Annotated in this window: 20 protein-coding genes and 2 pseudogenes; 5 read left to right on the top strand and 17 right to left on the bottom strand. The window is 65.9% G+C overall.

Annotated features, from left to right (window positions below; translation table 11 throughout):
- Nucleotides 1-5: 5 nt before the first annotated feature.
- The 3 genes from FCN77_RS08170 to FCN77_RS08160 are packed head-to-tail and all read right to left on the bottom strand — an operon-like array spanning nt 6 to nt 3,532.
- Nucleotides 6-1,577, bottom strand: a complete 1,572-nt coding sequence (locus FCN77_RS08170) for a molybdopterin-dependent oxidoreductase (protein WP_254678902.1) — start codon at nt 1,575-1,577, stop codon at nt 6-8.
- On the bottom strand, nt 1,567-2,802 hold the full coding sequence (locus FCN77_RS08165) for a cell wall metabolism sensor histidine kinase WalK (RefSeq protein ID WP_137321868.1): 1,236 nt from the start codon (nt 2,800-2,802) through the stop codon (nt 1,567-1,569). The genes FCN77_RS08170 and FCN77_RS08165 overlap by 11 nt, the downstream gene beginning before the upstream one ends.
- Nucleotides 2,789-3,532 (bottom strand): response regulator transcription factor, encoded by a 744-nt coding sequence (locus FCN77_RS08160; RefSeq protein WP_137321867.1) that lies wholly within the window; start codon nt 3,530-3,532, stop codon nt 2,789-2,791. The genes FCN77_RS08165 and FCN77_RS08160 overlap by 14 nt, the downstream gene beginning before the upstream one ends.
- 132 nt (nt 3,533-3,664) lie before the next feature.
- Between FCN77_RS08160 and moaA the strand changes: the two genes are divergently transcribed.
- Nucleotides 3,665-4,801, top strand: a complete 1,137-nt coding sequence (moaA, locus tag FCN77_RS08155; protein ID WP_175417186.1) for a GTP 3',8-cyclase MoaA — start codon at nt 3,665-3,667, stop codon at nt 4,799-4,801.
- 4 nt (nt 4,802-4,805) lie between these two features.
- Nucleotides 4,806-5,072, top strand: coding sequence for a MoaD/ThiS family protein (locus FCN77_RS08150; protein ID WP_137321866.1), 267 nt, complete (start codon nt 4,806-4,808; stop codon nt 5,070-5,072).
- Nucleotides 5,073-5,157: 85 nt separating this feature from the next.
- Here the strand turns inward: FCN77_RS08150 and FCN77_RS08145 are convergent, their stop codons facing one another.
- Nucleotides 5,158-6,327, bottom strand: coding sequence for a LuxR C-terminal-related transcriptional regulator (locus FCN77_RS08145; protein ID WP_137321865.1), 1,170 nt, complete (start codon nt 6,325-6,327; stop codon nt 5,158-5,160).
- Nucleotides 6,328-6,468: 141 nt separating this feature from the next.
- Between FCN77_RS08145 and FCN77_RS08140 the strand changes: the two genes are divergently transcribed.
- The 3 genes from FCN77_RS08140 (at nt 6,469) to FCN77_RS08125 (ending at nt 8,140) form a co-directional block, all read left to right on the top strand.
- Nucleotides 6,469-6,747, top strand: a complete 279-nt coding sequence (locus FCN77_RS08140; RefSeq protein ID WP_137321864.1) for a hypothetical protein — start codon at nt 6,469-6,471, stop codon at nt 6,745-6,747.
- A gap of 648 nt (nt 6,748-7,395) precedes the next feature.
- Nucleotides 7,396-7,815, top strand: a complete 420-nt coding sequence (locus tag FCN77_RS08130; protein WP_137321862.1) for a nuclear transport factor 2 family protein — start codon at nt 7,396-7,398, stop codon at nt 7,813-7,815.
- A 49-nt stretch (nt 7,816-7,864) separates the two neighbouring features.
- A complete protein-coding gene (locus FCN77_RS08125; RefSeq protein WP_217496250.1) occupies nt 7,865-8,140 on the top strand; it encodes a hypothetical protein in 276 nt (91 codons plus the stop codon).
- A gap of 57 nt (nt 8,141-8,197) precedes the next feature.
- Here FCN77_RS08125 and FCN77_RS08120 read toward each other — a convergent pair whose 3' ends face one another.
- The 13 genes and pseudogenes from FCN77_RS08120 to truB form a co-directional block, all read right to left on the bottom strand.
- The gene (locus tag FCN77_RS08120; RefSeq protein WP_137321860.1) at nt 8,198-8,656 is read right to left on the bottom strand and encodes a DUF1579 family protein; all 459 of its coding nucleotides are present in this window, start codon (nt 8,654-8,656) and stop codon (nt 8,198-8,200) included.
- A gap of 115 nt (nt 8,657-8,771) precedes the next feature.
- Nucleotides 8,772-10,115 (bottom strand): pitrilysin family protein, encoded by a 1,344-nt coding sequence (locus tag FCN77_RS08115; RefSeq protein ID WP_137321859.1) that lies wholly within the window; start codon nt 10,113-10,115, stop codon nt 8,772-8,774.
- A gap of 167 nt (nt 10,116-10,282) precedes the next feature.
- A complete protein-coding gene (locus FCN77_RS08110) occupies nt 10,283-12,523 on the bottom strand; it encodes a polyribonucleotide nucleotidyltransferase (RefSeq protein ID WP_137324695.1) in 2,241 nt (746 codons plus the stop codon).
- Between the two features lie 245 nt (nt 12,524-12,768).
- The gene (rpsO, locus tag FCN77_RS08105; RefSeq protein WP_137321858.1) at nt 12,769-13,038 is read right to left on the bottom strand and encodes a 30S ribosomal protein S15; all 270 of its coding nucleotides are present in this window, start codon (nt 13,036-13,038) and stop codon (nt 12,769-12,771) included.
- Between the two features lie 195 nt (nt 13,039-13,233).
- On the bottom strand, nt 13,234-14,478 hold the full coding sequence (gene kynU, locus FCN77_RS08100; protein WP_137321857.1) for a kynureninase: 1,245 nt from the start codon (nt 14,476-14,478) through the stop codon (nt 13,234-13,236).
- On the bottom strand, nt 14,475-15,329 hold the full coding sequence (kynA, locus tag FCN77_RS08095; protein ID WP_137321856.1) for a tryptophan 2,3-dioxygenase: 855 nt from the start codon (nt 15,327-15,329) through the stop codon (nt 14,475-14,477). The genes kynU and kynA overlap by 4 nt, the downstream gene beginning before the upstream one ends.
- Nucleotides 15,330-15,358: 29 nt before the next feature.
- Complete coding sequence (locus FCN77_RS08090; RefSeq protein ID WP_137321855.1) at nt 15,359-16,342, bottom strand: bifunctional riboflavin kinase/FAD synthetase; 984 nt, start codon at nt 16,340-16,342, stop codon at nt 15,359-15,361.
- A gap of 109 nt (nt 16,343-16,451) precedes the next feature.
- Complete coding sequence (locus FCN77_RS08085; RefSeq protein ID WP_217496249.1) at nt 16,452-17,084, bottom strand: adenylate kinase; 633 nt, start codon at nt 17,082-17,084, stop codon at nt 16,452-16,454.
- A 276-nt stretch (nt 17,085-17,360) separates the two neighbouring features.
- Nucleotides 17,361-17,851: pseudogene (locus FCN77_RS08080) on the bottom strand (HNH endonuclease signature motif containing protein); the annotation flags it as partial.
- 750 nt (nt 17,852-18,601) lie between these two features.
- Nucleotides 18,602-19,660 (bottom strand): annotated as a pseudogene (locus FCN77_RS08070) (DUF222 domain-containing protein); the annotation flags it as partial.
- A 79-nt stretch (nt 19,661-19,739) separates the two neighbouring features.
- Entirely contained in the window at nt 19,740-20,204 is a 465-nt protein-coding gene (locus FCN77_RS08065; protein ID WP_254678901.1) for a hypothetical protein, read from the bottom strand.
- A 19-nt stretch (nt 20,205-20,223) separates the two neighbouring features.
- Nucleotides 20,224-20,577 carry a hypothetical protein gene (locus FCN77_RS08060; protein ID WP_137321853.1) on the bottom strand — a complete coding sequence of 118 codons (354 nt, stop codon included), beginning with the start codon at nt 20,575-20,577 and terminating at the stop codon, nt 20,224-20,226.
- 1 nt (nt 20,578) lies between these two features.
- Nucleotides 20,579-21,499, bottom strand: a complete 921-nt coding sequence (truB, locus tag FCN77_RS08055; protein WP_137321852.1) for a tRNA pseudouridine(55) synthase TruB — start codon at nt 21,497-21,499, stop codon at nt 20,579-20,581.
- Nucleotides 21,500-21,630: the final 131 nt, after the last annotated feature.

The raw sequence follows: 21,630 nt of genomic DNA, 5'->3' as shown, positions 1-21,630 counted from the left end.
GCCTGCTACGGCGTCACGTCAACTCTAATGGTGTGGAATCCGGTAGCACCGTCAGGAGCCACCGGGGAGCGCTCTTCAACCTGCGGTTGACCCTTGAGGTCGGTGGCCCGGACCTGGATCTCATATTGCCCGGTTGTCAGCGGCAAGGACAGCTGCCATTGGTACCAGGTGTCCCGGGAAATGCCGGGAGCAAGCGCGGCGGCCTGCCACGGACCACGGTTGACCCGGAGTTCCACCTTGCTGATGCCGGTGTGCTGCGCCCACGCGACACCGCCGAATGCCACCGACCCGGCCCGGACGGAGCGGCCGGCCCGCGGAACGTCGATGCGGGAGGACGTCTTGATGGGCCCGCGGTCGGTCCAGCCGCGGGGTGTCCAATAGCCGACGTCGTCAGCGAACCGCGTCACTTTCAGTTCCGTGAGCCACTTGGTGGCGGACACGTACCCATACAGCCCCGGCACGATGAGGCGCACCGGGAAGCCGTGTTCCAGCGGCAGCGGTTCGCCGTTCATGCCCACGGCGATCAGGGCGTCCCTGTCATCGGTTAGGACCTCCAGCGGCGTGCCGGCCGTCCATCCGTCCTTGCTGCGGGACAGCACCATGTCTGCGCCGGTCTTGGGCCCGGCCATGGCCAGCAGCTCCCGGACGGGCCACCCCAGCCACAGGGCATTGCCAATGAGGTCGCCGCCCACCTCGTTGGAGACACAGGCGATGGTCATGTGGCGCTCGATCATGGGCTTGGCCAGCAACGTGGCGAAGTCCAGCTCGATTTCGCGTTCCACGAGGCCGGTGACCCTGAGCACCCACGAGTCGGGGTCAACCGCCGGAACAGTCAGCGCCGTGTCTATCCGGTAGAAATCCTGGTTGGGCGTTACCAGCGGGTCCATGCCGCTCAGCCTGATCTCTGCGCCGGCCGGAACAGGCGGGGCGGCAGATGCCGGTGAAGGCAGCGACAGTTTGCTCCGAAGCTCGCTGACGCCCGCGGCGGCACCGCGCAGCGCGGCGGCAAGCACGCCGCCAACCATGGCGACGACGGCACCGCCGCCCAGTGCTTGCAGGAAGCGGCGGCGCTCTGTTCCTGCTGCCGCTCCGGCTTGCGGGGCATCCGGCCCCGCCGGGTCCCTCCCCCAGTCCCGCAGGCGCAGGATCAGCCAACGCAGCACCAGGATCCCGGTTCCAGCTGCAAGCAGGGGAAGCGGAATGGCGTTGCCGGTGACCTGGGCGCGGCTAAGGACGGCCAGCAGGCCCACGACGCCGAATACTGCAATCACCGCAAACCCCGCAAAGCGGCGCCGCCATTCCACGACGCCCGCCAACGCAGCCAGGGCTGCAATGGCCAATCCCATTCCGGTGAGCAGCGCCACCTTGTCAGCAGTACCGAAGAGTGCGATCGCCCACTCCTTGACGGCTGGCGGAACAGCGTCGATGACGGCACCCCCAACGGCCGTAACGGGCGAAAGGGACGGGCTCACCAAGGCAGCGACGAGTTCGCCGAGGACCACACCTGCGGTCACGGCCACGACGCCGGCGGCGGCCGCCCAGCGGCCGGGCGCCCTGCTCTGCGAATCACTGTTCACGTTGCACCGTGGTTTCCTGGAGGTCATCTCGTGGGCTTGCAGGCTGGTTCGCAGTTTCCTGGGCCGGGAGGAGCAGTGAGAACCGGCACCCGCCGTCGACGTTCTCCACCGTGACGCTGCCCTCATGGGCGCGGACAATCCCGGCCACCATGCTGAGCCCGATCCCGGCGCCGCGGTAGCCCGCGGCCGGTTCCATGCCGGCGTCGGGTTCCCGTCCGGAGTAGTCTCCGCCGGACCGGCCGCGGGCAGGATTTTTCTGCCAGCCTGTCTCGAAGACGTGGCCGATGTCCTCGGCAGCGATTCCGCCGCAACCGTCCGTCACCGACACCACAGCGTGCCCACCTTCCCTGCCGACTTCCACGTTCACGCCGGAGCCCGGCCTGCTGTACAGGATGGCGTTGAGCACCACGTTGCGGACCGCACGCCCCAGGGACGGTCCGTCGGCCAGCGCGAGGCACTCCCGGACGCCACCGCCGTCGAGCGCGATCTGCCGGCGGGCGGCGAGCGGCGCCAGGTCCGCTATGGCGTCGCTGGCGAGGTCGTAGAGGTCCAGCGGCTCGGCCTTGAGCCGCAGCGTTCCGGCCTGGATCTTCGAGAGTTCCAGGAGGTCGTTGACCATTACGGCCATCTGGTCAGTCTGGCCGATGATCTTGCGGTAGTAGCCGTGGACGTCGGCGGCCATCCCGTCCTCGAGGGCTTCAGCCATGGCGCGCATGCTGGCCAGCGGAGTGCGAAGGTCGTGCGAGATCCAGCTGACAAGTTCCCGGCGGGAATTCTCCACCGCGGCCTCCCGTTCCCGGGATTCGGCCAGCATGCGGCTGCTGCGTTCCAGTTCGTCCGCGAGTTCCGAGAGTTCGGAGCTCATGAGCGGTGCGGGCAGGCCCGGGTTTTCGCCGCGCCCGATGCTCCGTGCGGCTGCGGCGAGGAGCTTGGCGTTGCGCGAGACCCGTGCCCCGAGGACCAGGGAGATGGCCAGTGCCACGGCGGAGGCGATGGCCAGGACGTACCACATGACTTCGAGGTCCCGGGCAGAGATGAACATGGCGTTGAAGGCACTGACCATTCCCGCGGTCAGGACGGCGACCGTGGAGAGCACCACCACGCAGATCTGAACGGCGATGGAGGTCCTGCGGAGGGGCCTGAGCAGGAGCAGCGACACGGCGCCGATGACCACGGCCCACAGCAGCGCCCAGGCCACGATGGCCAGAAGCTCAGAGGTTTGCACCGGATGCCCCGTCCGGGGTGTCCAGCCGGTAGCCGACGCCCCACACCGTCTTCAGGAGGGCAGGCCGGGTGGGGTCAGCCTCGATCTTTTCCCGCAGCCGCCTGACATGGACCGTGACCGTGGACAGGTCTCCGAAGTCCCAGCCCCACACCGCCTTGATCAGCTCCTCGCGGCTGAAAACCTGGTTTGGACGCCGAAGCAGGAAGGCCAGCAGGTCAAACTCGCGGATGGTCAGGGCGAGGAGGCGGCCGTGGTGTGTCACGGTCCGGGCTGCCGGGTTGAGCTCAAAGCCGGCCACCTCAACCGCAGGCTCAGGGCTGAATTCCTGGATGCTGCGCCGCAGCACGGAACGGACCCGAAGCACCAGTTCGCGGGGTGAAAACGGTTTGGTGATGTAATCGTCGGCGCCGACCTCCAGGCCCAGGATCCTGTCGTCCTCGGTCCCGAGGGCAGTGAGCATGATGACCGGCACACTCATGGTCTGGCGGAGCCTACGGCATACTTCCACTCCGTCCAGTCCCGGCAGCATGCGGTCCAGCAGCACAAGGTCGGGGTTCCGCTCGGCTGCCAGCCGCAGGGCCGTAAAGCCGTCACCGGCCAGGTCCACCTGGAAGCCTGCCTGAACCAGGTAGTCACGGACCACGCCGGCGATGGTCTGTTCGTCTTCGACGAGGAGTATCCGCCGGTTCCCCACTTCGGCCTGGACCGGGGCAGGCTGGGACTTGTTCACACCTCCAGCATAGGGACGGGGCCGGGCCGCGGCACCGGTTTGCGGGCGTCCGGGGCGATCCGTAGGGATTCCGTAAGATCCGTGTTTGTCACAGGCGTGATGGTTGGCCCCTAGGTGGCGTAGCCTGATTTTATGAGTGTTCAGCTTGGCATGCCGCAGCCCCGGGAGGGGACCGGTTCGGATCCGGGAGTACCCGCATTGGCGCTGCCGTCGCGCCCGGCGGGCATGCCTGCGGGCTTGGTGGACCGTTACGGACGCCGCGCCACGGACATGCGGCTCTCCCTGACGGACAAATGCAACCTGCGCTGTACGTACTGCATGCCGGCCGAAGGCCTGGAGTGGCTGTCCAAACAAGCCGTGATGTCAGCGGCGGAAATCGTCCGGATCGTTCGGATCGGCGTCGACGTGCTGGGAGTTCGCGAACTGCGCCTCACCGGAGGCGAACCCCTGGTCCGGGCCGACCTGCTGGACATCATTTCCGCCCTGCGCCAGGCCCACCCCGAGCTGCCGATCTCCATGACCACCAACGCAGTCGGCCTGGACAGGAAAGCGGCCGGCCTCAAGGCTGCAGGACTTTCCCGAATCAACGTCTCGCTCGATTCCCTGCACGAAGAGACATTTACCAAGCTGACGCGCCGCCCGTTCCTGGACAAGGTCCTGGCCGGAGTGGACGCTGCCTGGGCCGCCGGGCTGGGCCCGGTGAAACTCAATGCCGTGCTGATGCGCGGAATCAACGACGCCGAGTCCCCCTCGCTGCTGGCGTGGGCACTGGACCGGGGCTATGAACTCCGCTTCATCGAGCAGATGCCCCTGGACGCGGACCACGGCTGGACCAGACGGAACATGATCACGGCCGCGGAAATCCGTGAACTCCTGTCCGTCGACTTCGTGCTCAGTGCTGATCCGCGGGACCGCGACGGCGCTCCGGCCGAACGCTTCGAAGTCCGACGCCGGGCCCCGGGTTCAGCCGAGGCCACCGGGCCCGTACTGGGCACTGTGGGCATAATTGCCTCGGTCACCGAACCGTTCTGCTCGGACTGCCGCCGGACACGGATCACGGCCGAGGGCAAGATCATGAGCTGCCTGTTTTCCCGGGAAGAGTTCGACTTGCTGGGGCTGCTGCGCGGCGGCGCCACCGACCAGGAGCTCGCGGAACGCTGGCAGGACGCCATGTGGGTCAAGCCCAAGGCCCATGGCATGGACCACGTCGGCCTGGACGCACCGGATTTCGTCCAGCCCGACCGCAGCATGAGCGCCATCGGAGGCTAAACCGTTGAACGTACGTTACTTCGCTGCCGCACGCGCCGCGGCCGGCGTGGAAGAGGAACGCTTTGAGCTCCCTGCCGGCTCCACGGTCGAGGCACTGCTGGCTGCCGTGCTTGACGTCGAACGGCCGGTTCCGCCCGCCGGCACCCCGCCACTTGCCAGGCTCCTGTCGCGAAGCAGCTTCCTGCTCAACGAGGTGGCGGTCCGCGACCGGTCAGTGGTCCTGGGTCCGGATGACGTAGTGGACGTGCTGCCGCCGTTTGCCGGCGGGTAGGTTTTCCGCGTCCGGTTTCCAGCGGCGGGATTCGTGCGTACGCGTGCTCGCTACGACAGCGACAGGTTCTTGCGACGGCGGAGCTTTAGGACGATGGGTTCTCACGACGACGGGCGCTCGCCGATGTCCCCAGCGCAAGGGCCAGCAGGGCGTTCCTGCTCCGGACACCGCATGCGGCAAACACTGCCTTGAACTGGTCCTGCACCGTGTAAGGGCTGATCCCGAGGGCCGCCGCCAGCGCCGCGGTGTCCAGTCCGCCCGCGGCGAGTCCCAGCAGGCTGCGCTGCCTGGGCGTCAGGCCGAAGCACCGGGCAAACACCTCGAGCCGTTCGGCCGCCGGGCATTCCTGGATTGTCACGGCCAGCGGCGCTTCGCCGCCCCTCCCCACGTCCATCCGGAATGACCTGAGCACCGCCCACTGGCCCAAACCGATGGGTACCCGGGCCGACGCCGCATGGGAATCCACCCCTGCCTCGCGCGCCAGGAGCTGCGCCGCCACGTTGAAGACCTCTGCCGGAACGGCCTCGTAGGGGCGGGGCCCTGGCTGCAGCAGGGCTAGCCAGTCAGCGGCAGAGGCGCTCCGGCCAGTGATAGCCAGCCCCGCGTCCAGCGTCAGCACCGCCTGTTGGGGCAGACCGGATGCCGGAAGCCGGCGGTGGTGGGCAAGGCGGTGGTCCGAGTCGTCAGGATGTTCCTGGTCCTCTCGGCCCGGCTGGGAATCGCGCCTCATCCGGGCTGCCCTGCTTCCCCGCAAACCGGCCGCGACAATGGGCGCCGCTGCCGCCAGGTGCTTCGTTTCCAAGTCCGTGAAGAGCCGTTCGTCCGCGCTCCGCCACAGATCCAACCAGCCCCAGCAGCCGTGGCTGTCGGCAAAAACCGTGGACAGGACATCCGCGACGTCGTAGCGCCTGAGGATGCCGCTCCACAACGGACTGCGGTCAGGGTCTCCCCCGGTTGCCGTTTGCAGGGTCACAGCAGGCTCAGCACCAGCAAGGAGCGATGTCCACCGGCCGGGCGAGGTCACGTACTTCAGCCTGATGAGGGCGGGCAGTTCCTGCGGGCATGGAATCCGGGCCATCGGGGAAACGCCCGTGCAGGTTTCGGGGTCCGTCAGCGGCCAGGCAAACCAGGTGAAAGGAACAATGCTCCCCAGCTCGGAAAGCACTTCTGCGCGCAACTCATGGTCCTCCAGGGACGAACCGCAGAGCAGGGCAATTCTTTCCAGGCTACGGCTCACCGCCCAACTCGTGGTCATGGGAACAGTATGGCCCGGCAAGCCCCCGAAACGTGCGGGGCATCGGCCCTTCCAGATTTCTGGGATACCGGGCGTGCCCGGTGCAGGCCTACCGTGTGGCTATCCGTAACTGCGAAGGCGCCCTGGAAGGAAGGGACTGAAATGTACACGCTTCAAATCGAACACGGCATCAAGGACTTTGCGATGTGGAAGACAGCGTTCGATCGCGACCCGGTAAACCGGGTGGCCTCGGGCGTTCTTGCCCATCGCGTCGGCCGTCCGGTGGACGATCCCCGCTACGTGGTGGTGGAACTCGACTTCGACAGCCTGGACCAGGCCGAAGCGCTGCTGGCCAAGCTTCAGCAGAAGGTGTGGGATTCCCCGGCCGCCCCTGCCCTGAACGGGGCACCGATTACGCGGATTGTGGAATCAGCCGGCTGACTGGCTGTCCGCGGGGGCGCAAAATGCTTGGCATGACCTGGATCCTGTCACCACCGACGCCGGCTGGTGCATTGTGCCGACGACGACCCTTGAGGACTGCCCCCCAGGCGGGCGTAAGGCAGACCCCGAAACAGTAAGGAGCATCATCGCCGCCACCGAGAACCTCCACGTGGCCACGGTCCGAACCTCTGCCGGTGCCCTGGCGACCGCGCAGCCCTCTGCATAACCGGAGCTTTGCGGAAGGGACACAAACACGCAATCATCCCGGTGTGAATCGGCCTACGTCACGGCCCTCCTTACAGGGGAAGATCCGGGGACCGGTTTTTCGCCATTGCTGCACCTCAATGCGTCAGTCTTCGCACTCCATCTCGAGGCGAGCCGGGTGAGTGATCGCACTGACTGGTATCCATCGAGAAGGGCGTCGCGGACCCTTGAAGGACATGGGCCTCCATGTCGCGTCTCAGCCCTTGGAACTGAGATACCCGTTTCGATGATCGGAGACATTTCGCCGACAACCCCGCCGTCACTGAGGACCGCCCGTTGCCATTTGTGCCCGTTTTGATCGATTCAGGCAGTTGGTGACGGGAGGGATCCCCCGGCGTATGATTCGGTACTCGGAACGCCACAATCAGGCAGAAGGTGGGAACAATGCAGCTTGACGAGGTCGTCGGCCGGTTTCATCAAACGATGAATGATTTTGCTAAAGGAGACCCGGAACCCGCCAAGGCCATTTTCTCCCACGGCGAGGACGGGTCCCTTGCGAATCCCTGGGGTCCTCCAGTTGTGGGCTGGGATCGGGTATCTAAGGCCCTCGATTCAGCCGCTGCCCGGTTCAAGGATGGACGTGTCACTGCTGTTGATGGCCTCACCAGGCACGTGACTTCCGACCTCGCCGTCTTCCTCGACATAGAACACTGGCAGGCCAAGCTTGGAGGAGGAGACGAAATATCGCAGTTTGATTTGCGTGTAACGAGCGTTTATCGCCCCGAGGGCAACACGTGGGCGCTGGTGCACCGCCATGCAGACCCGGTCATCACACCGCGTCCCCCGGACGCTGTCCTGCAATAACTAGCGCACGGGATTCACGCCGTCCGTTGGCGTCATGATTGCGCCGAGCGTGACCCTTACCGCTACCGGACTCCCCGTCCACCCCAGCTGCCACGTCGACTTCGCTCGCTTCTCGGAACCGATCGTCCTCCAAGACAAGGTGTGGATCGGCAGCAACTCAGCCGTCGTGCCCTGCGTACGAATCGGTTACGGATCCGTAATCGGCGCAGGCAGCGTCGTCACCCGCGGTGTCCCTCCGATGACCATCGCTGTCGGTACTCCAGCTCGCGCTGTCCGCACAATTTCAGATGAAGACCTCACAACACGCGCGGCCAAGAGCGTCTAGGTCTCGGATCGCGTGGTTCCCGGGCGCCCCCGGGGCCGGAAATGCCCGCTCGCGCTGTCAGGTTCGGCGGCAAACGGACGTCATGAACGGGGCGAAAGCCGCGGCGTCGGCCCGGCGGACCTCGGACGTGTGCGTCAGCACGCCGTCGTTCACCCGGAAAGTGTGCCGGGTCGTGTCCCTGCCGTTGCGCCGTTCCACGGTGAGCACCCCGCCGTGCAAGCCGCACCGCGTCGGGGCTTCCCGCGGCAGGCCCACACTGTCCATGTGGTACCAGACAGTGTCCGGGTGGTCAGTGTCCATGGTGAACATGCCGTGCCGCTCAAACCGGATCCCTCCGGATTCGGTGTGACGGTAGCTCTGCAGAACGGCAAAGCCGCCGGCGGCCTTGGTGAACACCACTTCAGCGTCCGCTGTCCGGGCCGGTCCGCGCGGCGACGCCTCAATATGGGTAGTGCCTGTCCAATGGCCGAGGAAGGCCTCGAGCTCCTGCGCAGTGCCCGGGTGCGTACGGTCCATGGTTCCTCCAGTGTGACCCCGGGTTCATCATCACGCGGCTACGTTGGGATGTCCAGATGGGGATGTCCGGAACGCACAGCCGGCAGCCTCGGCGCAACGGGCAGAACGGGCCAGGTCAGAGGCCGAAGGTTTCGTCTTCCTCGAACGGTCCCACGACGGTCACGGTCCGCGGGGCTGCTGCCAGCTCCTGGGCCAGCTCCCGCACCTGCTCCACGGTGACACCCTTGATCTGCCGGAGTGTCTCCTCAATGTCCTGGTATTCACCGGACACCAACTCGGCCCGGCCCAGCCGCGACATCCGTGAGCCGGTGTCCTCCAGCGCGAGCACAATGCCGCCGCAGAGCTGGCCCACGGCTTTCTTCAGTTCGTCATCGGAGATGCCGTGCTCCGCAAGCTTGTCCAGTTCAGCCCCGAGCAATTCAAGGACCTGGCGGACCTTCGACGGCGTGCAGCCGGCGTACATGCCGAAGTAGCCTGCATCGGCGTAGGACGAGGCAAAAGAGTAGGTGGAGTACACCAGGCCGCGCTTTTCCCGGACTTCCTGGAAAAGCCGCGAGGACATGCCGCCGCCGAGCACCGCGTTCAGCACGCTCATGACGTAGCGGCGCTGGTCCGTGGCGACGATCGTGGGGCAGCCCATGATGATGTTTGCCTGCTCAACGGGCCGCTTCACCACGTGCAGTCCGGCAGTCCCGGTGATCTCCGCCCGTTCAGTCGAGCGCCGGTCCACCGGAGCCGCACCGGGCTCCAGCGACCAGCCCGCCTCGTGGAGCGCATCCACCACGAGTCCGCAGACGACGTCGTGCTCCAGGCCGCCGGCCGCCGTGATGACAAGCTCGCCCGGGCGGTAATACCGGCGGTAGTGGTCCCAGACGGAATCGCGGGCAACCGCCCGGATGGCCTCCGGGGTCCCGCCGATCGGACGGCCCAGCGGGTGTGTTCCAAGGACGGCGGCAACGAAATGCTCGTGGGCAACGTCCGTGGGATCGTCGCTGTCCATCGCGATTTCCTCCAGGATGACGTCGCGCTCCTGCTCCATCTCCTGCGGGTCCAGGACTGCACCAGTGATCATGTCGGCAATGACGTCGATGGCCATTGGAAGGTCGGTGTCCAGGACGCGGGCGAAGTAGCAGGTGCTTTCCTTGGCCGTGGCCGCGTTGGACTCCCCGCCGACCTCGTCGAAAGCGGATGCGATTTCCAGCGCTGTGCGCCGCCTGGTGCCTTTGAACAGCAAGTGCTCGAGGAAATGCGTGGACCCGTGCTGCCCGTGCGCTTCGTCCCGGGAACCCACGCCTACCCAGAAGCCGATGGTCGCGGAACGCTGGCCGGGCATGGCCTCCGTCAGTACGCGCACGCCGCCGGGGAGCACCGAACGGCGAACAACGGACCCGCCGTCGGCTCCGTGGATCAGGGTGTCACCGGGCTGGTTCTGCACTAGCGGCAGGCGTACGACAGTCATCAAGGCCTTTCAAGAAACGGGTGCCAAATCTGCCTGCAATCGTACCAGCGGACCGCTGCCCCACGCCCCGGGAACTGCCCGTTCCATCGCTCGGCTTAACGGCGGCGGGGCCGGTGGAAATTCCACCGGCCCCGCCGTCGTGTTTGCACTGCCAAGTGCGCTGCAGACTACTCTGCGGCCGCCTCAACGACCTCAGCGGTTTCAGCGCCTTCTTCTTCGGCGATGACCGGAGACAGGGACAGCTTTCCGCGGTCATCGATCTTGGTGATCTCGACCTGGATCTTCTGGCCCACGGAGACGACGTCCTCGACGTTGTCAACGCGCTTGCCGCCGGCGATCTTGCGCAGCTCGGAGATGTGCAGCAGGCCGTCCTTGCCCGGGGTGAGGGAAATGAAGGCACCGAAGGTGGTGGTCTTGACGACCGTACCCAGGTAGCGCTCTCCGATTTCCGGAACCTGCGGGTTGGCGATGGCGTTGATCGCGGAGCGTGCGGCGTCGGCGGACGGGCCGTTGGTGGCGCCGATGTAAACGGTGCCGTCGTCCTCGATGGAGATGTCCGCGCCGGTGTCTTCCTGGATCTGGTTGATCATCTTGCCCTTGGGCCCAATGACCTCGCCGATCTTGTCCACGGGGATCTTGACCGCGATGACGCGCGGCGCGAACTCGGAGAGCTCGTCCGGGGTGTCGATCGCGGAGTTCAGGACCTCGAGGATGTGCAGGCGTGCTTCGCGTGCCTGCTTCAGGGCGGCAGCCAGGACGGAGGCCGGGATGCCGTCGAGCTTGGTGTCCAGCTGGATGGCCGTGACGAACTCGGAGGTACCGGCAACCTTGAAGTCCATGTCACCGAAAGCATCTTCGGCGCCAAGGATGTCGGTCAGCGCAGCGTAGCGGGTCTGGCCGTCGACCTGGTCGGAAACCAGGCCCATGGCGATACCGGCAACGGCAGCCTTCAGCGGCACACCTGCGTTGAGCAGGGACAGCGTGGAGGCGCAGACGGAACCCATCGACGTCGAACCGTTGGAGCTGAGAGCCTCAGACACCTGACGGATGGCGTAGGGGAATTCCTCGCGGGACGGCAGCACCGGCACGATGGCGCGCTCAGCCAGGGCACCGTGACCGATTTCGCGGCGCTTGGGCGAACCCACGCGGCCGGTCTCACCGGTGGAGTACGGCGGGAAGTTGTAGTTGTGCATGTAGCGCTTGCGCGTTACCGGCGACAGCGAGTCGATCTGCTGTTCCATCTTCAGCATGTTCAGCGTGGTGACACCCATGATCTGGGTCTCGCCGCGTTCGAAGATGGCCGAACCGTGGACGCGGGGCAGAACCTCGACCTCCGCGGTGAGCTGGCGGATGTCCGTCAGGCCGCGGCCGTCGATGCGGATCTGGTCCTTGAGGATGCGCTGGCGCACGACCTGCTTGGTCACCGAGCGGAAAGCTGCGGACAGCTCCTTCTCGCGGCCCTCGAACTGGCCGGCAAGCGAAGAAGTGACTTCGTCCTTGAGCGAATCCGTTGCGACGTCGCGCTCCTGCTTGTCAGCGATCTGGAAAACAGCGGCAAGCTTCTCGGCTGCAGCGGCTTCAACAGCGGCGTAGACATCGTCTTCGTAGTCGAGGAAGACCGGGAATTCGACGGTCGGCTTGGCGGCGCGGGCAGCCAGGTCGGCCTGGGCCTCGCAGAGGGCCTTGATGAACGGCTTGGCAGCCTCGAGGCCTTCGGAAACAACCTCTTCGGTGGGAGCGGTGGCGCCCTGTTCCTTGATGAGGTTCCAGGAGTTGTCCGTGGCTTCGGCTTCAACCATCATGATGGCGACGTCGTCTCCGGCAACGCGACCGGCAACAACCATGTTGAACACGGAGTTCTCAAGCTGGGAGTGCTTCGGGAAAGCAACCCACTGCGAGCCGTTCTCGTCAGCAACGAGGGCAACGCGGACGCCACCGATCGGGCCGGAGAAGGGCAGGCCGGAGAGCTGGGTGGACATCGACGAGGCGTTGATGGCCACGACGTCGTAGAGCTCGTCCGGGTTGATCGCCAGGACGGTAACGACGATCTGGACCTCGTTGCGGAGGCCCTTGATGAAAGCCGGACGCAGCGGGCGGTCCATCAGGCGGCAAGCCAGGATCGCTTCGGTGGACGGGCGGCCTTCGCGGCGGAAGAACGAGCCCGGGATGCGGCCGGCGGCGTACATACGCTCTTCGACGTCAACGGTCAGCGGGAAGAAGTCGAAGCCTTCACGCGGGTGCTTGCCGGCGGTGGTTGCGGACAGCAGCGCGGTGTCTTCGTCGATGTACACCATGGCTGCGCCGGCTGCCTGCTTGGCAAGACGGCCGGTTTCGAAGCGGATTACACGCTTGCCGAAGCGGCCATTGTCAATGACTGCTTCTGAGAACTGGATTTCGGGACCCTCCAAGAGAGTCACCTCCGTTTCATGATTTACGGAAGTCCAGCCGCATCAACCCAGTCCAGCATCTGTCTACTGGCCTGCACTGCACCCGGTCATCGATCGAGACCCACGGGCCCTGCTTCAGTCAACGAAGCTTCCCGGAGATCACTACCGAGGACCGCGAATGCGTGATGCGGTTGATCCTCCTGTTTAGTTTTTGTACTGAAGGAGACGGCCCGTTCCGGGTGGAATGGGCCGCCCCTTAGAGCTGACTAGCGGCGCAGGCCGAGGCGCTCGATGAGCGCACGGTAGCGGTTGATGTCAGTGTTCTTGAGGTAGGTGAGCATGCGCTTGCGACGACCAACCATGGCCAGCAGACCGCGCTGGGTGTGGAAGTCGTGCTTGTGCTCCTTCATGTGCTCAGTGAGATCCTTGATCCGCTGAGTCAGGACTGCAACCTGGACCTCCGGTGAACCGGTGTCGCCCTCGGACGTTGCGAAATCCTTGATGATGGACTGCTTTACAGCGGCTTCAAGTGCCACAATAACTCCTAGAGATGTGCCGTGAGGCCCGAATCAGTAACGCACTGCCGGGTGTGCCTGCGTCGAAGATCCCGGTTAATCCCGGATTTCCCGCGCATAGCAAGAGCCAGCCGCCACGGACTGCAGCCGGATCCAACGTTTAGTTTACCGGCCAAGCTGCAATCTTGTCGAAACACGCTTCGCTGGCGCCCACACCTATGGGCGGGCCAGCAGGTCACGGATGGCGGCGACACCGCGGTAGACCTCCGCGAACGACGTGCTGAGCGGTGACAGGCCGATCCGGATCCCCTCCGGAGCGCGGAAGTCAGGGATGACATCCTGTTCCCAGAGCTCGGCCGTGATTCCGCGGAAGTCCGGATGGTCCACGGTGATGTGGCTCCCCCGCTGCTCCGGGTCACGCGGGGTCGCCAGCTGCACACCTGCCGGAGCCAGCCACGCATCATGGAGTTCGAGCGCGAAGGCAGTCAGCTTCCGTGACTTCTCGCGGAGCGCGCCCATCCCGGCTTCTTCGATCAGGTCCAGCGTGCCCTGCATTGCGATCATGCCAAAGATTGCCGGTGTTCCGCTGAGGAACCCCCGGATGCCCGGGGCCGGCTCGTAGCCCGCCGCCATCTCGAAGGCGTCCTTGCGGCCCATCCAGCCCCAGATCGGCTGATTCAGCCCCGGAAGATGGCGCGAATTGACGTAGGCGAAGGCAGGCGAGCCCGGGCCGCCGTTGAGGTATTTGTAGGTGCAGCCTGCGGCGAAATCGACTCCGGCGTCATCGAGCTGCAGCTCAACCGACCCGGCGGAATGGCACAGGTCCCACACCATCAGGGCGCCGGAGTCGTGCACTACGGACGTGATCGCCGGCAGGTCGGCAAGGTACCCCGAGCGGTACGCCACCTGGCTGAGGACCACGACGGCGGTGGCCGGCCCAACGGCCGACCGCATCTGATCCACGGTCACGCCGGCGGCGGGATCGGCGCCGATCCATCGCAGCGTCAGCCCTTCTTCGCGGGCGATGCCTTCCAGGAGGTAGCGGTCCGTGGGGAAGTTGTCCGTGTCCAGGACGATTTCGGTTCTGGCGGGGTCCGTGACCGCGGCGAGGGCCGCGCGGATCAGCTTGTACAGGACCACAGTGGTGGAGTCGGCAATGATGATCTGCCCGGGAGCAGCGCCGAGCACGGCCCGGCCCAGCTGGTCGCCAATGGCCTCGGGCAGCTGGAGCCAGCCCTCGTCCCAGCCCCGGATCAGCCGGCCGCCCCAGCTCTCATAGATGAAGGCGCTGATGTCCGCGACGGTCCGCTTCAGCGGACGGCCCAGGGAGTTGCCGTCCAGGTAGGACAGGTCAGTGTCCGTTCCGATGAAGTGGTCGCGGTAACCTGCCAGCGGGTCTGCGGCGTCGAGTTCGACGGCGCGCTGCAGGAAGGCGTCTTGAGTCTCGTGAACCGTGCTCACTGGCCAATCTCCGTCCGGACAGCGAAGAGTTCGGGGAAGAACGTCAGCTCCAGGGCTTTCTGCAGGAACGCCGCGCCGCTTGACCCGCCCGTGCCTGCCTTCATGCCGATGGTCCGTTGCACTGTCCGCAGATGCCGGAACCGCCAGAGCTGGAAGTTGTCCTCCAGGTCCACCAGTTCCTCGCACGCTTCGTAGGCGCCCCAGTTGTCCGACGCGTTTTCGTAGATGTGCTTGAACACCGGCACCAGCTCGGGGCAGAACTGGTGCGCCTTCGTGACATCGCGTTCCAGCAGGGACGCCGGAATGTCGAATCCTTGACGGGCAAGGTAGGCCAGGAATTCGTCATAGATGCTCGGCGCCTCGAGGACGCGGCGGAGCTGTTCATGGGCCTCGGGATCGGACTCGAACACCGGGAGCATCTTGCGGTTCTTGTTGCCCAGGACGAACTCCACCGCCCGGTACTGGCTGGATTGGAAGCCGGAAGAGTTGCCCAGGAAGCCGCGGAACTGCGAGTACTCAGTGGGCGTGAGCGTGGCCAGCACAGACCATTGCTCTGTCAGGGTCTTCTGGATGTGCTTGACCCGCGCGATTGCCTTCAAGGCGGAGCCGAGGTCGTCGCTGCGGAGCCACGCCGCCGCGCTGCGCAGCTCGTGCAGGACCAGCTTCAGCCACAGCTCCGTGGTTTGGTGCTGGATGATGAAGAGCAGTTCGTCGTGGTGTTCGGGATCGCTGACCGGTTGCTGCGCGCTGAGGAGCGTGGGCAGCTGCAGGTAGGACGCGTAACTCATCCGCGAACTGAAATCCCGGACAATGTCCTTTTCCAGTTTCCTGGTGTTCTTCTCAACCGACACAGCGGTGCCTTCCTTGCCAGTGACTGTGGTCAGCGCCGGAACAGGATGTCGTGGGCCTGGACGACGTCCAGGCGCATCTGTTCGACGAGCGCCTCCGGCCCACGGTACGCCACCATGCCGCGCAGCCGCGCCACGAATTCCACCACTACTGTCTGGTCATACAGATCGAAGTCCTCGATGGGCTCTTCCGGGCGGTCGATGACGTGTGCTTCAACCTGCCTGCTCACGCCGTCGAACGTCGGGTTGGATCCTACCGAGATGGCAGCCGGCCAGCGGGTGCCAGCTTGATCCACCAGCCAGCCGGCGTAGATGCCGTCCGCAGGAATGTAGCCGGTGGCGTCCGCGGCAAGGTTGGCGGTGGGGAAACCGAGGGCACGGCCGCGGGCGGCGCCATGGACCACTTCGCCGCGCATCCGGTGCGGACGGCCCAGCACAGCAGCTGCGGTAGTGACGTCGCCCTCCCGCAAGGCCTCACGAACCCAAGTGGACGAACAGCGGCGGTCCTCGCCGGCGTCGTTGTGAATCGGAAAACCTTCGGAACCGAACTCGCTGATGACCTGTACGGTGAAGCCAAACTTCTCCCCCAGCTCCTGCATGGTGGCCAGGTCGCCGGAGTTGCCGCGGCCGAAGCGCGCATCGTGGCCGATCACCACGTGGCTGGCCTTGAGGCTGCCGACGAGGACGCCGGCCACGAACTCCTCCGGAGTGAGGCTGGCCAGTTCCAGGGAATACTTCATGACGAGCACGGCATCGAGGCCCAGCTCGCCGAGTGCAACAAGCTTGTCCTCCAGGCCCATGATTAGCTCGGGAGCAGACTCGGGCCGGTGCACCTGCGCAGGATGGGGGTCAAACGTGACAGCGACTGACCGCGCCCCGTTGAGCCGCGCCGTTCGGATGAGCTGCGACAGCACCTGTTGGTGGCCCCGGTGCACGCCGTCGAAATTGCCGAACGTGACAACGGTGGGGCCGAAGTCCGCGGGGACCTCGGACGGATCGTTCCAGATGTGGACCATCAACCTCGCCTTTTGCTGCCTGCCATTGACTCGTCCGGGGAGCCGCGCCTGGCCCCGGAACTCTCTAAGATTACCCGCAATTGCCTGCGGCAATTACCTCAAATCACCCCTATACACCCCAACCTCGGCCGACACCCCGGCCGGTGCCCGGCACCAGATCAGAGGCGGCCGGCGTCGTCATCGACACCCAAGGACGGGTCGCCGCTGGAACTTGGGCCAGCCAGTCGTTCAAGTCCGCAGGCCTGCGAAACACCAACACAGGCGGCATGTCGGGGTTGGACTGCCACTCGCTGAATACGCGTTTCTTCCTGGCGAATGAATTGAAATGCCAGAAGAAGATCGAGTCCCTCGCTAAAAGCCTCCCGAGCGTTTCCGTGTTCCCATTGCAAACTTGCTCTTTTGCGATCACTCGCCGAAGGGAGCGGCGCACCAGGCGGGAGAGCGAAAGCCAACGCGGATAGTCCAACGCCACAACGAGCTCGGCTCTGGGAACCACGATGTCGCGCCAAACGCCATAGGCGCTGTCGAGGACCCAGCGATCGCGTGCCGCGACATCCGCTGCGATCTCCCGCTGCTCGTCGGCGCCGCGCTGCTGCCACCCGGGCAGCCAGCCGATATCGTCGTCAGCCGAAAACTCCGGGAGGCCCGAAGCGGCCGCGTACGCGTGTGCGGCCGACGACTTGCCGCTTCCCGTCACACCATAGAAGAGGACCCTGGACGGATTTGCGGGAATGGGTTTCACTATCAGCTCCCCTATCTTGCTCGGCGCTTTCGCGCATCCCCCTTAACACGCTGCACCGGCGATTTGTCACGATAGCACCCCTCGAATCGCCCGGTTCAGAGTGTGCTCTCTTCGGACTGCGGCGGACCGCGGATATTCAACACTGATCCGATGCCTGGGTTCAGTTTTCATACCGGCAGTGAGATTCCCACCGCATAGGTGGTTGCCCTGTACGAATCAGTGGGTTGGTCCACGTACACAAGGAACCCCGAGGTGCTCGTGCGGGCGATTCGAGGGTCAGCGTTTGTCGTCACCTGCCGTGACGGGCCGGTGAGCTCGGGGACCTGGCGCGCGCCATTCGAGTCTGAAGTACCTGTTTCGTTGTGATTGTTGGTGTGGGTCGATGTGGGGTGGCGGGATGAACCAGGGGACGCCGGTTTTGACCTGGATGGTCCACAGTTCTTTGTGGATGAGGTGGTGGTGATGGGAGCAGAGCAGGGTTCCGTTGTCGGTGCTGGTGGGTCCGCCGTGTGACCAGTAGGTGATGTGGTGGGCTTCGCACCAGGGTGCGGGGATGGTGCAGCCGGGGAAGGCGCAGCCCTGGTCGCGGGCGGTGACGGCTTTGCGGATGTGGGGCGGGAAGATCCGGGTGGTGCGGCCGATGTCCAGGATGCGGCCTTCGCTGCCGAGCAGGACGGGGATGATGTCGGCGTCGCAGGCGATCTTCCGGACGGTGGCGGCGGTGACCGGGCCGGTGAACGTGAACGACCCCGTGCCCGGGATCCCGGTGGACCCGTGGTGCCCAGCTGTAGCGCTTCCGAAGCCGTGGTTGTCGGCATGGCTGGAGCCGTCGAAGCCGTGGTTGTCGGCATGGCTGGAGCCGTCGAAGCCGTGGTTGTCGGCATGGCTGGAGCCGTCGAAGCCGTGGTTGTCGGCATGGCTGGAGCCGTCGAAGCCGTGGCCGGTGTCGAAGCCGTGGAAGCCGTGGTCGCCCGCATCGCGCGGGCCCTCACCCGGGGCGGAGCCGGTGGCAGCATTGGCGTGGTGGGCTGTGTCGTTGTGGCCGGAGCCGGAGCCGGAGCCATGTCCGTGGCTGGTGTCTGCGGTTCGGGAGCGGTAGCGGGGTCCCTGGTTGGTGGTGTGTTCGAGGCGGTCCAGGAGGTCGCGGTAGTCGATGGTGACCATGACCTGGGGCCGCAGCCCGCCCGCGGCCGGGAGGGTGCCGGCGGCGAGGGCTGCCTTGCACGCGCCGATGAGGCCGTCGAGGAGCCGCTGCGGGCGGGTGCGCCTGTCCAGGTCCGTGTCGGTGGCGCCGTCCTGCCCATCCCAGTCCTCGCCGGCCGGTGCAGTGGTGTCCGCCTCTGCATTGTGGGCCGCGGCGGAAGCGCCCTCCGTGCCGGTTCCGGTGTCTGCCATGGCGCCGCTGTCCGCCGCCGCACCGTTGGTTGTGTCCGTATCTGGGCCGTCGCCGTTTCCGTCGCTGCCGGTGTCACAGTCGGCAGCCCCTCCGGGCGGGTGCGGGGGTTGGTGGCGGTGTTCATGACGGTGAGGAGGGATTCGTACTGGTCGGGGGTGGCGAAGATTTCCACATGGTGCAGTCCGCGGCGGGCCGGGCGGAGGAACGCACCCTGACGGCGGCGGAGTTCTTCCTCGGAAGGCTCCGAACCGTCCTGGTCGATCGCATCGGTCCACTGGCGGGCGATCCGGGTCAGGAAGTCGGTGTCGCGTTCGGCCGCGGTGCGGGTCAGTGCATGTTCCATCCGGGCCAGGGCCTCGTCCGGGGCGTGGTGCCGGACACGGTCCAAAGCCATTGTGATGATGGTCGCCGGACGGGAGCCGATGGTCCCGGCGGCGAGGGCGGCGGCGAGTTCGGGCCGCTCCGCAGGCTCCGTGTGGCCCGTGAACCCTGTCCGGGGCAGCACCGCCGCAGCGAGAGTGATCCGGCGGCGTGCTTCAGCGGCGCTGATCCGCAGCCGGGCACGGAGGAACTCGGGGGCGTTCCGGGACCCGTCATCCGCAGGATCCGGCGGGGCGGATCCCGGCCCGCCGCTGGCCGCCGGACCGCTGGCGCCAGGCCCGCTTCCCGATGGGCCGGTTTGGCTGTCGCCAGGGCCGCTCTCGGCTTGGCCGGCTTTCCCGGTGACCCAGCCCACCGGCTCGCGCACGGCAGTCTCACCCCATCCCGTAACCCAGCCAACCGCCGCGCCCGACCCTGCACGCGCCGCTGCTGTGGCCTGGCGCCGGCTCCGGTCCACAGCACCGGCCGCAACAACCTGCAAGTATTCGACCGTCCGGGAGACTTCCTCGACGTTGGCGGCGAAATCCGCGGCCTCACGGAAATCAAGCAGTGCGGCCTCGGCGACCGCCGTCGAACTAAGGCTTTTGAGCAACTCAAGGCTCCGGGCCAGATCACCGGACGCACCGCCGTCGGACGCCAAAGCGTCCGGATGCCGGCGTTCCGAGGGGACGCTGCGCAGGCCGCGGAAGCGCGCGGCAGCCGGTTGAACAGCACGCGATGGAACAGCAGGAGGTTGAACAGCAGAGGCGCCGCGAAGCTTCGCCCACCGCAACGCACCTCCCGCTGCAAGATCCCCCATGGCTTCCATGGGATAACTCTCCCAAAGGGGTCAGACAATTTACGCCCGAGGAATCAGTCCGGAAGGATCAGGTGCCGCGCTATGCCTTGAGCGGTGCCGGACGCCTGCGGTATAGCCACACAAGTCCGAGGATGGGCAGCAGCAGCGGTATGAAAGCGTAGCCGCGGCCGAAGAGGGACCACACGGTTTCATGCGGGAAGCTGACGGAGTCGAAAATGCTTAGCGCCCCGACCACGAGCACGCCCAGGAGCTCCACAAGGACCGCAGCCACGGAGACCTTGAACCAGGTGCGTCCCGCTTTCGCCAGCGAGACCGTCGCCACGACATAAACGATCGCTGCGAAGGCGGAGAGCAGATACGCCAGCGGCGCTTCGGAGAACTTGGTGAAGATCTGATAGCCGGCCCGGGCCGTAGCGGAGATGGCGAAGACGGCATAAACCGCAATCAGCAGCCGTCCGGGGCCGGTATTCCGGGTGTCGGTGGACTGGGCTTGGGCCTTGGCATCGGTATTTTGAGTTTTGTTGGCGGGGGTCTGCGGAGTCACGTTGTGTGCTTCTTCCAATTCAGTACCAGATCTGGTTCATGCGGGCGGCCATAACCAGGGCGGTGACGCCCACGGCAGCCAGGACAAAGTTGCTCCACCGGGTGCGCTCCAAAATGGACCAGTACACGGCGCCTACCGGGAGAATCAGTGCAGTCACCAGGTAGCCCCAGAACTCCCACGCTTCGCCGGCGATGTGCTCCCCCGACGCAACACGGACAATCGAACCCACCAGGTAAACCAGCAGCGCGAGTTCCACAGCGGCGACGGACAGGATGGTCGCATCGTTCGGAGCCTTCTTCATGATCCCCGCCGCGGTGCAGATGACTGTGGAAAGCAGCCCGATGGCCAGAATGATGTAAAAGTATGCGTCCACGCTACTTGGCCTGCTGTTCGTTGCTGGGGGCAAACACCAGCACCGGTTTTGCGTAGCTGCCGGCGTCGGCCAATAGGGCCACGAGGGCGCCGTCAGGGGCGAAAGCTGCGGCGGGCTTGTCCGCGGTGGCTGCTTCGGGCGTGCCGGCCGCGGCCCCGGCGGAGATGCGACGACCGAAAGAAATTTCAGTGGTTTCATCCTCGCTGAGCTCGCGGTTGGGCATGAGCGCGCGCGCGGCCAGGGACATTTCCAGCACTTCAAGTTCCTCGGCAAGCTGCTCGAGAGTCCGGGCCTGGTCAAGCGTGTACGGGCCAACCTGGGTCCGCCGGAGCGCCGTCAGATGGCCTCCCGTACCCAGCGCTTCGCCAAGGTCCCGGGCCAGGGCACGGATATACGTTCCGGAAGAGCATTCCACGGTGACGTCCACGTCGAGGACCTCCCCTTCACGCTGCGGAAGGACCGAGTGGACATCGAAGCGGTGAATGGTGACCGGTCGCGCCGCGAGCTTTACGTCTTCTCCGGACCGGACCCTGGCATACGCACGCTCGCCGTTCACCTTGATGGCGCTGACGCTGCTGGGACGCTGTTGGATCTCACCGGTGAGTGCCGCGACGCCGGCTCGGATGGCTTCCTCGGTGACGGCAGCGGCAGATTGGGTGCTGACGACCTCGCCCTCGGCGTCGTCCGTCACGGTGGATTCACCGAGGCGGATGGTGGCGGTGTAGGTCTTGGAGGTTCCGACGATGTAGGTCAGCAGGCGGGTGGCCTTGTTGATGCCAAGCACCAGCACCCCCGTGGCCATGGGATCCAGCGTTCCGGCGTGCCCCACTTTCCGGGTACCGGCCAGCCGCCGCATCCGACCAACCACATCGTGGCTGGTCCATCCCTGCGGCTTGTCCACTATTACCAGTCCAGAAAGCACGCCTCCCAGTATATCCGCGCCGAACGCTCTCCCTTTTCGTCCGACGGCGGCAGGTCAGGCGGTCGGCCGGGCGGACGCCGAGCGGGGAAAGCCCGACGGCGGGCGGCCGGCCCGGCGGGCCCGGCGGGCCG

Origin of the sequence: Arthrobacter sp. 24S4-2, from assembly GCF_005280255.1 — a bacterium.
GTDB lineage: Bacteria > Actinomycetota > Actinomycetes > Actinomycetales > Micrococcaceae > Arthrobacter.
Note: the sequence above shows the minus strand (reverse complement) of the source record. Positions and strands in the feature narration are given on the sequence as shown.

Coding starts and splice junctions, on each gene's coding strand:
- FCN77_RS08115 (WP_137321859.1), bottom strand. CDS start 10,115: ATGACTGTCGTACGCCTGCCGCTAGTGCAGAACCAGCCCGGTGACACC.
- FCN77_RS08120 (WP_137321860.1), bottom strand. CDS start 8,656: ATGGACCGTACGCACCCGGGCACTGCGCAGGAGCTCGAGGCCTTCCTC.
- FCN77_RS08140 (WP_137321864.1), top strand. CDS start 6,469: ATGTACACGCTTCAAATCGAACACGGCATCAAGGACTTTGCGATGTGG.
- FCN77_RS08130 (WP_137321862.1), top strand. CDS start 7,396: ATGCAGCTTGACGAGGTCGTCGGCCGGTTTCATCAAACGATGAATGAT.
- moaA (WP_175417186.1), top strand. CDS start 3,665: ATGAGTGTTCAGCTTGGCATGCCGCAGCCCCGGGAGGGGACCGGTTCG.
- FCN77_RS08145 (WP_137321865.1), bottom strand. CDS start 6,327: ATGACCACGAGTTGGGCGGTGAGCCGTAGCCTGGAAAGAATTGCCCTG.
- FCN77_RS08090 (WP_137321855.1), bottom strand. CDS start 16,342: ATGGTCCACATCTGGAACGATCCGTCCGAGGTCCCCGCGGACTTCGGC.